The 12,443-nt window shown below is 59.9% G+C and carries 12 protein-coding genes; 8 read left to right on the top strand and 4 right to left on the bottom strand.

The window, feature by feature from the left end; all coding sequences use genetic code 11:
* Positions 1-27: 27 nt before the first annotated feature.
* The 3 genes from PQR40_RS03820 to PQR40_RS03810 all read left to right on the top strand — a co-directional run bounded on the left by PQR40_RS03820 (position 28) and on the right by PQR40_RS03810 (position 1,738).
* Positions 28-180 (top strand): hypothetical protein, encoded by a 153-nt coding sequence (locus PQR40_RS03820; RefSeq protein WP_408234125.1) that lies wholly within the window; start codon positions 28-30, stop codon positions 178-180.
* Between the two features lie 111 nt (positions 181-291).
* Positions 292-513 carry a DUF6434 domain-containing protein gene (locus PQR40_RS03815; RefSeq protein ID WP_408234128.1) on the top strand — a complete coding sequence of 74 codons (222 nt, stop codon included), beginning with the start codon at positions 292-294 and terminating at the stop codon, positions 511-513.
* Positions 514-817: 304 nt separating this feature from the next.
* Positions 818-1,738, top strand: a complete 921-nt coding sequence (locus tag PQR40_RS03810) for a proline dehydrogenase family protein (protein ID WP_408508435.1) — start codon at positions 818-820, stop codon at positions 1,736-1,738.
* Positions 1,739-2,708: 970 nt separating this feature from the next.
* On the opposite strand, the gene PQR40_RS03805 is transcribed toward PQR40_RS03810, so the two are convergent.
* Together PQR40_RS03805 and PQR40_RS03800 are read right to left on the bottom strand one after the other, a co-directional pair.
* On the bottom strand, positions 2,709-3,737 hold the full coding sequence (locus PQR40_RS03805) for a LysR family transcriptional regulator (RefSeq protein WP_408337774.1): 1,029 nt from the start codon (positions 3,735-3,737) through the stop codon (positions 2,709-2,711).
* Between the two features lie 67 nt (positions 3,738-3,804).
* The gene (locus PQR40_RS03800) at positions 3,805-4,575 is read right to left on the bottom strand and encodes an AraC family transcriptional regulator (RefSeq protein ID WP_408388490.1); all 771 of its coding nucleotides are present in this window, start codon (positions 4,573-4,575) and stop codon (positions 3,805-3,807) included.
* An 89-nt stretch (positions 4,576-4,664) separates the two neighbouring features.
* On the opposite strand from PQR40_RS03800, the gene PQR40_RS03795 reads away from it, so the two are divergent.
* The 3 genes from PQR40_RS03795 to PQR40_RS03785 are packed head-to-tail and all read left to right on the top strand — an operon-like array spanning position 4,665 to position 8,990.
* Positions 4,665-6,176: an efflux transporter outer membrane subunit gene (locus PQR40_RS03795; RefSeq protein WP_408508434.1), complete on the top strand. Its 1,512-nt coding sequence runs from the start codon at positions 4,665-4,667 to the stop codon at positions 6,174-6,176.
* A gap of 52 nt (positions 6,177-6,228) precedes the next feature.
* Entirely contained in the window at positions 6,229-7,362 is a 1,134-nt protein-coding gene (locus PQR40_RS03790) for an HlyD family secretion protein (RefSeq protein WP_408300605.1), read from the top strand.
* Positions 7,359-8,990 (top strand): DHA2 family efflux MFS transporter permease subunit, encoded by a 1,632-nt coding sequence (locus PQR40_RS03785; RefSeq protein WP_408337770.1) that lies wholly within the window; start codon positions 7,359-7,361, stop codon positions 8,988-8,990. Before PQR40_RS03790 ends, PQR40_RS03785 begins: the two co-directional genes overlap by 4 nt.
* A 288-nt stretch (positions 8,991-9,278) precedes the next feature.
* On the opposite strand, the gene PQR40_RS03780 is transcribed toward PQR40_RS03785, so the two are convergent.
* Positions 9,279-9,980, bottom strand: a complete 702-nt coding sequence (locus tag PQR40_RS03780; RefSeq protein ID WP_408388331.1) for a phosphatase PAP2 family protein — start codon at positions 9,978-9,980, stop codon at positions 9,279-9,281.
* A gap of 597 nt (positions 9,981-10,577) precedes the next feature.
* Positions 10,578-11,453: a LysR family transcriptional regulator gene (locus PQR40_RS03775; RefSeq protein ID WP_408388329.1), complete on the bottom strand. Its 876-nt coding sequence runs from the start codon at positions 11,451-11,453 to the stop codon at positions 10,578-10,580.
* A 467-nt stretch (positions 11,454-11,920) separates the two neighbouring features.
* On the opposite strand from PQR40_RS03775, the gene PQR40_RS03770 reads away from it, so the two are divergent.
* Both PQR40_RS03770 and PQR40_RS03765 read left to right on the top strand, forming a co-directional pair.
* Positions 11,921-12,220, top strand: coding sequence for a serine hydrolase (locus PQR40_RS03770; RefSeq protein WP_408388327.1), 300 nt, complete (start codon positions 11,921-11,923; stop codon positions 12,218-12,220).
* Positions 12,207-12,380 carry a hypothetical protein gene (locus PQR40_RS03765; protein WP_408484690.1) on the top strand — a complete coding sequence of 58 codons (174 nt, stop codon included), beginning with the start codon at positions 12,207-12,209 and terminating at the stop codon, positions 12,378-12,380. The genes PQR40_RS03770 and PQR40_RS03765 overlap by 14 nt, the downstream gene beginning before the upstream one ends.
* Positions 12,381-12,443 lie beyond the last annotated feature (63 nt).

Raw genomic sequence — 12,443 nt, 5'->3', positions numbered from 1 at the left:
CGTGCTCGCTGCTCGCGAGGCTTCCGCATGGACGCGCAAATCACCTGCCATGGCGCGGCCAGTTTCCTGCTGGTCGCGTTCGTTGATGGGTCTTTTGTAGACGATCTTGCCGTCGCTCATGACAGCGACGTGATCGGCAAGCGGAACCAGCGCGCGTCAACGAACGTAGACGAAATGTGATCCAGGATGATGTTCCGTTGACGGAGAATTTTCATCCACTCGATGCTGTGACGTAGATCGCTAACAAATAACTGGTCTCTTCCACAGCAACCCTTAAGAGGGGGAGTCTCTATGAAATTTGACTGGCACCGAGGCCCGATTAACCGGGCCACTAAAATTGACGAGACTTACAAGAACACCCAGAACGTTCGCCGGTTTCTGACGAGTGAGTGTGGTGAGACGTTCAGGTTCGATCGATCCTTCATGGCCTGGATTAAAAGTGGAGTACCCAGAAACATGGGCGAGGTGGCAGACGAATGGGTCAGGTTGCGCAAGGTCGACGTCGAAACTTAACTGCCCCGATGCAACGCGCACTGGATCATGACCACCGTTCCTTCGTGCTACGATTCACGTTGCCTGACTGACATAACGAAAGCAGGCTTGACTCACCCCGTAATGAACTGATAAAGACTCCCGCGAACAATGTACGCAGCTGCCTGGCCTCCCTCGAAAACGCACTGAAAGCCTGTGTTGATGCAGCGATTGCATCTACCTTGGCGTTCGTCCCGGACCTATTGTCAATAACGGTCCGGAGATGTCGCTCGAATCGACTTATCGCATTCAGATTCGCGCGACTGCATTTTCACGAGACCACAACATGCGTATTCTCAATACGATGGCGGCTCACGCCATCCCGCTCGTTCCCCGTTCGCTGATCCGTCAGATCTCCCTCCGCTATATTGCTGGCGAAACGCTTTGCGATGCTTGCACGCGCATTCACGCGCTCCATGCAGCAGGCTTCCGAACGACCGTCGATGTGTTGGGCGAGACCGCGTCGTCGCCGGATCAGGCAGAGTCGATGACTCGCGATTATCTCGATCTCGTTCAGGCGCTTGGCGCGCAAAATGAGTCCACCGAGCTGTCGATAAAATTGACCGCGCTGGGGTTGCATCTCGACGAAGACGCGTGCATGGCGCGGGTCACGGCGATTCTGCGAGCGGCAGCATCGCACGGAATCAGCGCGTGCATCGACATGGAAGACATCAGTTGCACCCAGAAAACGCTGGACTCGTTCGTAAAGCTCGAAGCCGACGGATTTCCAGTTGGAATTGCACTGCAAGCGTATTTGACGCGCACGAACGGTGACATCGTTCCGCTGCAGGCACGCAAGAGCCGCATGCGCATTTGCAAGGGAATTTATGCAGAGGCAACCGAGCATCTCGTCGACCGTGCATCGAGGGATCGGGCAGCGATCAACACGCATTTCGTTCGGCATGTTTCGAGTGCAATACAGGCCGGATCGTTCGTGGGCATTGCAACGCACGATGCGCAACTGATCGATGTGCTGATCAATTGGCTGCAATGCGAGCGGATTGACAGGTCACGATTCGAGTTTCAGATGTTGCTTGGGGTATGCGAACCGCTGCGTGATGCTCTGCTTGCGCAAGGATTTAACGTGCGCGTCTATGTGCCGTACGGTCATGATTGGTATGGTTACAGCACCCGGCGAATCAAGGAGAATCCGCGAATTGCCGGATATATCCTGGCGGCGATGATACGTAGCGCTCGGGCGCGCTAGCAGTTACAGCAGGATCGGCGGAGCGGGGCCGGCCAGATCGGTGGTCCTGCTTTTATATTTATCGAGGATGACCGTAAAGCCATGGCGCGCCGTAAGGCGGTCTATGTTTCGAACGGCTGTTTTCGAGAAGTCCGACCGGCCGCTCGTTGTGTGGACACACCGGCGACAAAGTCGGCAATCCGGCCTGCTGCGGTCCGTCCGCTAACGAGAAGGGCGGAGGACCGCTCAGGGGGCACTGAGTCACATGCGTCGGGCAGCGTGCGGCCACTATGGGAGGGCCGCAAGGCGTCCAGCCGCGCGCTCGGTAGCTATCCTGCGATGTTCGATGAATGACGTGATCTTTTGGCGGGTCGCTTCGACCAGTGCAACGGGTGCGGTACGCGGCGACCCGGTTTGATAAGGAGGCTCGGGGTCATACTTCATCTGAAGTTGTATCTCCTGCGCAACTTCGTGTCCCATAAGATCGGCCACTACGGTCAATGCAAAATCGATTCCGGACGTGATACCTGCACCCGTTATCCGGTTCCGGTCGCGCACAACACGTTCCTGAACGGGTCCGAGTCTTCTCAGCGTTCACGATAGTTTCCGGTTAGTGGCAAAGAGTCACCGTAGCACAGCGGGGGAACAGCGCTTAACAAACGTCGCTTTGTTATAAGCAAGACTAAACTAGGCCTGTTCTGCACTATGAGCGCTAGTGTTGTCATGCCGGGCGGTCATGCTTGCCATTTCGCAACCCACTTTCTGCGCTGCCGCCAGTCCCGCTGATGAGCGACGCGAGAGTCCACTATGGGTCACCCTCGGTCCGTTATCGAACTTCCGAGTTCGGCCGGGAGCGGCCCCACACAATCGATCCGCGAACGACTGCTTACGGCAGATGAACCGCCCTTAGATATGCAGCGGCGCCCTGACGACTGAGGCGAGAAAGGTCAAACCTGCGACCGGTCAGGAAAACCGCAAGCGTGCCGAACCCTCATAGGCTCACGTCAAAGTCCTCGGGACTGCCCGGTCGCATGTGCGCCTTCATGAAATCGATCCATGCCCGTATTTTTGTATCGAGGTATTGCCGGGACGCATACAGCAAATACAGGTCAGTTTCGTTGACCGTGTATTCCGGCAGTACGGCGATAACGTCGCCGAGTTGTATCTCTTGCGACGCGATATACGACGGCAGCGGCCCGACACCCATGCCTTGGCGGATGGCGATTGCCAGGGAACGTCCGGCATCGACAATTAGCTGTGGATCGATGGGCACCGTCGCGGTTTCCCTGCCGCATCTCATCTGCCACTCACGTTCGCGAAATGCCGGCCCCCCAATTTGCAGGCAGCGGTGTGCTGCGAGATCGCCGAGTGTGCAAGGAATTCCGTATTCCTCAACGTAGTCAGCAGACGCGCACAGCACGCTTCGAATAGCGCCGACCTTTAATGCGACCAGATTGGACTCTGGGAGGTGGTTGGCGGCCATCAATGCAATGTCATAACGTGCCCGAACCAGATCGGGCATTTGCGACGCCACCGTCAGATCAAAATTCACATGCGGGTATTGACGTTGAAATCCTGCGGCAAGTGGCAACACGAAATGATCGGCCAGACTTGCACTGCAATGCATCCGCAAGGTGCCGCGTGGCTCTGCGGATGCAAACCTCACTTCACGTTCAGATGCGTCCAGCACACTTAGAATTTCGTGCACCCGGGCGAGATAGCGCAACCCTGGCTCGGTAAGCGCAATCGAACGCGTCGTACGATGCAGAAGACGAGTACCAAGATGGCTCTCCAACTGGGCTATAGCGCGCGACGCATGAGGCGTGGAGACGCCGAGTTGTCCCGCGCTGCGGGTAAAACTGCCGGTGTCGGCGAGCACAGAAAAAACGCGCATGCAATGAATCAGGTCCAGTGGAATTCCCCGAGCAATGGTGATAAGGCGCCGGGCGGGATTGTCGTTGCATTGAATAGCGCGCTTCGGCGCTAGCAGTCTATTTGAGAAGCCTGGATCGCCGCGCACGCAAATCTTCAACTGATCGTCGCGAATCGGACAGCCTCCGATGTCGTCGTGCTGTACGGGATGAGCCTCATTTGAAGTACTCGCTGGGTGCGACTCCGAGGATCTTGCGAAACATTGCTGTGAACGCGCTCGGGCTGTCGTAGCCGTGTTCAAGTGCGACGTCGAGCACCGATGCGCCGGTTGCCAGTTGCGGAAGGCTTAGCAGGACCCGCGTGTGACGGCACCATGAACCATGCGTCATGCCGGTCTCGCGCTGAAATGCCCGTGCGAACGTACGCGCATTCATGTTGGCCCGGTGCGCCCAAGCTTGCAATGTAGCGTCGAGCGACGGCTGTGCAATCAGTTCAGCGCACAGTTCGACGAGCGCCGGATGACGTGGCATCGGCACATGCAATAGCAGTGGTTCGGCGGCGCAGATCTCATCGAGGATCAACTCCAGCACGCGCCGTTCTCGTCCACCGTGCCCGGCGACCGGCCGGATGCCGACTGCGGTCACGATCAGCTCACGCAGCAGCGCGCCTACCAGGATCACCCTGCAGCTGTCTGGCAATGTGTCGCGAGCGTCGGCCGCCACGTAGACCGTGCGCATCTGCACGTCGCTGGCGATTTCGATTTCATGGCGCACACCGCCCGGCACCCACACCGCGCGCCCGGTCGGCACGATCCAACTGCCGGCGGCCGAACGCACGATCATCACGCCCGAAATGGCGTAGATCAATTGACCGCTGCTGTGCGCGTGTGGCGGGAACGCGGTGCCGGCGGGCTGATCCGTGGCGAGCACGGTGACGGGCGCGACTTCAAGCGCCTTCTGGCTTTCGAAAAAACCGAAGCTGTCCATTTCGCGATGATGCATGGCAATTCTTCGAGAGATGAACGAATCACAGGACTCTACCATCAGTCCTTCGATTCCACAGCCGAGCATCTGTCATGGTTCCTTCGGGCGCTTTTCGCACCGTTCATTTTCTTGTTCGTCGTGGCCCGAGGCGGCAGCCACGCGTGCCACGTCGCTTCACACGATCGCCTCTGCGCCTGGTCTGCATTGCGGCGTTCGCGCTGCTTGGCTCGGCGTGTTCTCTTGAGGCGCCGTACCGCGCGCCGCAGTGGTCGGCTGCAGCGTCCGCGCCGTTCATGTCGGCGGAACGTGCGCCTGTTGCGCAACAGCCATTACCTGACGACTGGTGGCGTCTCTACCAGGACCCGGTGCTTGACGGTCTCATCCAGCAGGCACTCGAGCAGAATCGTGATCTCGCGGTCGCGGTTGCGCGTCTGGCGCGTTCGCAAGCGGTGCTGAACGAAGCCACGGGCGCCAGGCTACCCGAAGCGCAGCTTGCACTCGGCGGCAACTACGGCAAGCAGAGTGCTGATCAGATCGTCGCGGCAGCGCGGCGCGAGTCGGCTGACACGCGCTGGGCTTACGCGCCCTCGCTGGCGGTTTCGTACGAAGTGGATCTGTGGGGGCGCGTGCGCCATCTCGTCGAAGCGTCGCAAGCCGATGCCGACGCGATGCAGGCGGCCACGGACGCGGTCCGCGTCGCCGTCGTCGCGTCGACAACTGACGCGTACATGCACGTGTGTGCTTACGGCGAACAGATCGACGTGGCCAACCGCTCGCTCGGGATCGCTCAACGCCTGGTGGATCTGACCACCCGGCAACGCAATCGCGGGCTGGTGTCCGACCTCGAGGTCACGCGCGCGAGCGGCTTTCTTGATGAAACGCGCGCGACACTTCCGACGCTCGAGGGCAAGCGTCGCGCAGCCCTGTTCGAACTGGCCGTGCTGCTGGGCCGCCCGCCTGGCGAGTTTCCCCAGGCGGCCGGGCAGTGCCGTCTCGCGCCGGTGCTCAATGCGCCGTTCCCGGTTGGCGATGGCGCCGCCCTGCTGCGCCGCCGTCCTGACCTGCGTGAGGCGGAACGCAAGCTGGCCGCCGCCGACGCCCGGGTCGGCGTCGCGCGTGCCGATCTGTATCCGTCGATCGTGTTGGGCGGCTCGGTGAACTTCCTGTCGACCACCGGCAGCCTCGCATCGCTCGGGGATCAGTACGCGGTGGCCTGGGGCGTGGGGCCGTTGATCAGCTGGCGCTTTCCCAACATGGCGGTGAGCCGCGCGCGGCTTGCACAGGCCAAGGCCGGCAACACGGAAGCGCTCGCCCAGTTCGAACGCAACGTGCTCACGGCGTTGAAGGAAACCGAACAGGCGCTGACGTTCTACGGTGCGCAGTGGGAACGCCAACGTGCGTTGCAGGCCGCCCGCGCGAACGATGCCCGCGCCTTCCATCTCGCCGAACTGAATTACCAGGCGGGTGCACTGGACTTTCTCGATGTGCTCGATGCCGAGCGGAGTCTCGTTGCCGGCGATGCAGCGCTTGCTGTATCGACTGAAGCACTCGCGTCCGATCAGATCGCCGTGTTCAAGGCACTCGGTGGCGGCTGGCAACACTAGCGCATCGTGTCGCCGCGCCGCACGTCCATTACTTTCTCATCAAGGTCTTGATATGAGTACCACTGTCGTTCCAGGAAAGACATTGCCGTTTAGCAGAAAAAACCTTGTGCTTGCGGGCACGGCGATAGCCGTCGCCGGGATTGTCGTGGTGGGCATCCGCTGGTGGACCGTCGGCCGTTTTATCGAAAGTACCGATGACGCCTATGTGCGCGCGGACGTGGTGACGGTCAGTTCGCGCGTGCCGGGCTATGTAACGAGCGTCGATGTCGAAGACAATCAGCCGGTGCACCAGGGCGACGTGCTCGCGCATATCGACCGCGCCGACTACGCGGCCAAGGTCGCGCGGGCTCAGGCAACGGTCGATGCCGGGCTTGCGACCCTGCACGCGGAGCAGGCGAACGTCGCCACGCTCGATGCGCAGATTGCCCAGCAAGGCAGTGTGATGAACGCGGCGCAGGCGGACGTCGCCGCGGCGCGGGCAGGCGCGAACCGCAGCAAGGCAGACGCTGAGCGCTACCGGCAGTTGGCGGCTGAGCAGGCCTCTAGCGCGCAGCGCTGGGAACAGGCGCATGCCGACGCACTCACTGCCGACGCCGCGCTGGCCAAGGCCAATGCGACCGTACAAGCCCAGCGCGGCCAGCAAATCGTGCTGGAGAAGCGCCGGAGTCAAGGCATGGCGGCGATCGAGCAGGCGCAAGCCCAGCTCGGTGTTGCGCGCGCAGCGTTGTCGCTCGCACAGATCGATCTCGACCACACGACGATTCGCGCGGCGAACGACGGCACGGTCGGCCAGCGCGCCGTGAGGCCGGGTCAATACGTCGAGACCGGCCAACCTCTGCTCGCCGTGGTGCCGCTCCAGGATGTCTACGTGATCGCCAACTTCAAGGAAACGGAGGTCGCCGCAATGAGCACCGGCCAGCCGGTCGAGATCGACGTCGACACCTATGCGGGGCATTCCTTGCATGGGCGCGTGCTGAGCATCGCGCCAGGCTCGGGCGCGCAGTTCGCGTTGCTGCCGCCCGATAACGCGACTGGCAACTTCACCAAGGTCGTGCAGCGCATTCCCGTCAAGATCCGGCTGGACGCTGGGCAGCGTGAGTCCATCAGCCTGCGGCCAGGCATGTCAGTCGTCGCGCGCGTTCACACCGGCACCACCGTTGTGCAGCCCTCCGCGAGCCGCTCATGAGCACGACGAACGCCTTGTCCCATACTCATGAATCGGTGTCGCTGCGCGCATGGGTGGCGGTGCTTGGCGGCGTGTTCGGCTGCTTTATGGCCGGCATGAACGTGCACGTCACCAATGCGTCGCTGCCCGATATCCGCGGTTCGCTCGGCGCGAGTTTCGAGGAAGGTTCGTGGATTACCACGGCGTACCTGGTGGCGGAAATCATCATCATTCCGTTGACCGGTTGGCTCGTGCGGGTGTTTTCCATCCGCCGTGTGATGCTGGCCGGCACAAGCGGATTCCTGATCTTCTCGCTGGTGTGTTCGGTGGCACCAACGATCGACGCGATGATCGTCGCCCGGGCATTTCAGGGGGCGTTCGGCGGTGTGCTGATTCCGCTGTCGTTTCAGCTGATCCTGACGGAGTTGCCCGCGTCACGGCATCCCCTCGGGATGGCGTTGTTCGCCGTGGCCAACAACGTTGCGCAGGCGGCTGGGCCTTCTCTTGGAGGCTGGCTAACCGACATGTATTCGTGGCGCTGGATCTTCTATCTGCAGATCCCACCCGCGCTGGTGCTGCTGGGCGCAATCGGTTGGGCGATCAAACCGGAGCCCGTGCATCTGGACAGGTTGCGCAACGCAGACTGGCTGGGTATCACGACAATGGCAATCGGACTCAGTGCGCTGCAGATCGTGCTGGAGGAAGGTGGCCGCAAGGATTGGTTCGGCTCGAGCTTCATTGTGAACATGTTTCTGATCGCGGCCGTTGGACTGACTATTTTCGTGGTCGTGCAGCTTCGTCGCGAGGACCCGTTCATCAATCTGAGATTGCTCGGCCGCTACAACTTCGGCATAGCCAGTCTGATGCAGTTCCTGTTCGGAAGCGTAGTGTTCGCGGTGGTGTTTCTCGTGCCGAACTACTTTGCCGAATTGCAGGGCTACAGTGCGCGTGATATCGGCGTCATGATGGTGCCGTACGGGCTCGTTCAGTTCGTGATGTCGTTCCTGACGCCGCCGCTGATGCGTCACACGAGTGCCCGCACAGCCATCATCGCCGGCTTTTTGCTGGTGGCAATCGGCTGTCTGATGAACATTCATCTCAACGTGGATGCATCGGCGAATGTGGTCGTGCCGTCGTTGATCGTGCGCGGGATCGGACAGTCGCTGGTGGTCGTCGCGCTCGGTGTGATGGCCGTGGACGGCATCGAAAAGAGTCAGCTTGGATCAGCCTCGGGACTGTTCAGTATGGTGCGCAACCTGGGCGGTGCGATCGGCATTGCGATCGCCAGCCAGATCGTGGTCGAACGGGAAAAACTGCATGCTTCGCGCATTGGCGAGGCGATCACCCCGTTCAATGGCGCGTTTCAGGAGCGCATGATCGGCATGGTCAGGGTGTTGACACAGAGCCACATTGACAGGGCGCATGCGCTGGCAGTGTCAGGGCTTGATGGTACCCGCGAGGTGGCACTCGGGATCGTCGACAAAGTGATTGGACGTGAAGCGCTTCTTATGGCTTACAGCGATACGTTCTTCGTAGCCGGCATCGCGATGTTGGGATGTACGTTTGCCGCGTTCGCGCTGCGCAGCCGAAGGAAAAACATCAAGGTCGCACGTCCGCTATTGAAAATGCATGATCAGTCTCCACGGTAATGCCAACGTCACGTCAGACGGAGGAAACTCGCCCAGGCGGAAGTCAATTGCCAACCGTCCCCGGAAACGCGTCACCCCCAGAGTGACCAGCAAGGCTTTTTACGCGAGGTGCCGCAGAGAAGGAGTCAAATCCCCGCCGTTGTTGGTTCGGCATTGAGCGGATGTGCGGGGATCACGGGCGCGGGCAGTCGACGAATCCGTGCGGCTTCGCCTGAGTGAAGTGGAGGTCAACGGCGGAGCCAGAGAATCGCCGAACAGGGATTTGGCCGCCATCGGTATTCGTAATCTCTACGAATGCCCGACGACCTTTGAAACAGATTGCGCGAGTATCCGGACTTCGTCCAGCTGGGTTACCAACTCGAAACACAGCACGAATGCCATCGCGTAACCGAGTCCTGGCCTTTTGTCGATCCATCGGAGGATGGGGGCTGCAAGAGGCCTTCTGACGAAATCACTCGTCATCACATAGGTGACCACAACGCCGATCAGCGCTCCCGCGATGACATCGGTCGGATAGTGCAAACCGAGATAAACCCGTGGCGCGCATATGAAGATCGCCGTGTAGAGAATCGCGAGTATCCCTACGCGGCATGAGACGAGAAAAATTCCAGTGGCGACCGACATCCACATCATCGCGTGGTCGCTCGGAAAAGAACTCCAGAATCGCAACTCATGCTCCCCCTCGGTCGCGGGAAAGTGAAGGTGCAAATCCGGGTTATAGATCGGTCGCACGCGAAATGGCAGGTAATGCGCAAGAAGTCTGCCTAGCACGAGTGCCATAAGGCCGCTCGCAAGGGTCGCGATGACGACCTCGCGATCCCATTCGCCGTGCTGATGGGGTTTAAACCATATCCAACACAATATGGGGATGAACACCAGGCCCTTGAACGTGTAGAAGCCGGCGATGGCTCTTATCGCCTTGGTTATCAATCCAGCGCTAAAAGCGTGTTGGGTCAGGAAAGTTAGAATTGTTAGATCGAATCCGTTCATTGCGGATCTCCTCGACGTAGTCGCTCGCAGGGTGTGGAGAAAAAACGCCCGGTGCCTCGAATTTCATGCTGCCGGCGTGCTCCCGTCATCCTCCTGGATCACGCTGTCGGCCATCGCTCATCGCGACCTCAACGCCGCCTGATTTTTCGCGCCAGCGCTTCGAGTGGGTACCGGTCCTTCGTTCTTCCGCGGCAATCAGGATCCTCCTGCCGTTGTCCTGGTGGTCCTGAGGATCTGATTGCTGATGGTAACTCCATGCGCAAAAAATTGACTTATGAGTGTCGTATTTGTGTGTTGTAGCGCACGCGCGTGATTGCAATCATCGCCTTCACGGCATTAGACGAAACGGAGGTGCGTCGGCAACTCAGGAGTGACGAGATTGATGGCTACTGCCAGAAGGGCCGGGGGCCAATTCGTTTGGTTGAGTTGATCATCGGCCTCGTTCGATGACCTTCGGGCGGATGGTCAGAAGGGATTGCTGCTCATTGGCTGCTCAGGGTCGCGTGCCGCCGATCGACGACAGGCGCTGGCCGGCCAATTGCCGTTGGTCGATGATGTCGCCTATGAAGAAACAACGCTCGACGTCGAAAAGAAGAGTCAGACGCCTTTCAGCGCGGCGCGCACAAACGAGACAAACCGTGATGTAACTGGGTTTTTCTGCGCATCTGCCCAGACAAGCCCTACGCGCCACTTCGCGTACTTTCCGCGAAGCGGCAGGACGGTAGCGTCTCGAAGAAGATGCTGCGCGCGCGAGGGAACGAACGCGACACCGACTCCAGCAGCGACAGATGTCAGGACAGACTGCATATCATCAGCCTGTTGCATCACGTTTGGTACAAAGCCCTGTTCGCGACACCAGCTTTCGACTTGGGCAGCGAGCCCGGGCCCACGCGCACGCCGCAAGGCCAGGAAACCCATTTCATTCAGCTTGCCGAAATCGGAAGGAAGACGTACGTGCTCAAGGCGCGGGGGTAACGCCAGCGCCAGTGTCTCGTCGACCACACGAAGCGACGAGAGACCGTCGACCGAGGGTGCCCGCATAAAGCCGACATCCAGCTTCCCCGCCAGCAGGCGGCGAGTTTGCTCAGCGGAAGACAGGTCACTCAACGCGACGGCAATGCCCGGATACTGCTGACGGAAGTCGGCAATGATCTGCGGCGCGATCGTCAGCACGGACAGACAAATGCCGATCCGCAAATGCCCACGCCTGCCGCTGCTTGCCTCTCGCGCACGCGCGAGAATCTCGTCCGCGTCGTAGACGAGCGCTTGCGCATCGGGCAGGAAAATTTCCCCGAACCGCGTCAGTTCCGCGCCATGCCGGCCTCGCTCGAACAGCTTCGCGCCCAGGCTCGCCTCCAGCGCGCCAACCTGTTTGCTCAACGCCGGCTGACTCATGTGCAGGGCGTCCGCCGCGCGCCCGAAATGACGCAGCTCGACGACCGACAAAAACGTTCGCAGCAGTTTGAGTTCCATTCCGTCTGGTTATCGTATTGATCAAATCATTCATTTTACTAATCGATGGTCGAGTTGTTCAATACGGATATGTCTTTTTACACGCGATTACCCATGGCCTCAACAAACCCTAAGCGTCATCCACACCGGCTGGGTCGCAGAGATATCTCGGTTGACGAACACATCGGCGATCCTGAACCTGTGCCGGATCCTTTGGTTAGTCGAGCACGCCGCCCTCGTCGCCCTCGCTTCGCCAGCGTATCCTCGGCAGACGATGGCCACGTTCAGACGGGCGCGATCGCCGTGAGCTTCGCCGTCGTCTCTCGCAAACGATGGCCGCGTTGAAAATGATCAACTACCCAGACTGCATCGGCGGCACGAAGTGAAAGCGCTTGATGAAACCCCTTTCCGAGCGGAATTGGGCTTATGCCGAACGCATCTGAACCGCCGAAAGACTCTGGAATGAGCGGCAGCGCTGGGACTGCTTCGTGCGCGACGAGATACTTACACCGCTCGGCATGACAGACGCGGAATTCACCATAGCTGACATGCTCACGCGACCAGAACCTGCGGTACCGTTTCTGGAGAGGCGCGACAGCGATGAATTGTGGCAGCCGCCGTACATGGACACCGAAGAGTCGAGCCCCGCTGGCAGCATTGTCGCCACAATGGATGATATGTCCCGCTGGTTGCTGATGCTGATGAATCACGGCCGGGTGTCGGGCAAGCAGGTGATTCCCGAGCGTATTCTCAAGGCAACGCTGGAGCCGGGCGTTGCTGTGGCTTGATCAGGCCGAGGCGGTATTCAAACGGATGCCCGATGCAGTGCCCCAGTCCGTCCTCGACAAAATCACCGGAACCTATGTGACGGCGATTGGGATCAAAGCGGCGGTGCGGCTAAATCGTAGACAGAAGCTCACGCTGCGCTTTGCAAAACGGACCTGTTGAAGTTCTGGTGCCGTTCAAAGACCTTCAGTTCCGCAGTTACCTGAGCCCGAAAACGACGTTCGA

It is taken from the genome of Paraburkholderia sediminicola (genome assembly GCF_046026855.1).
GTDB lineage: Bacteria > Pseudomonadota > Gammaproteobacteria > Burkholderiales > Burkholderiaceae > Paraburkholderia > Paraburkholderia sediminicola_A.
This window is presented reverse-complemented; position numbering and strand designations above follow the sequence as displayed.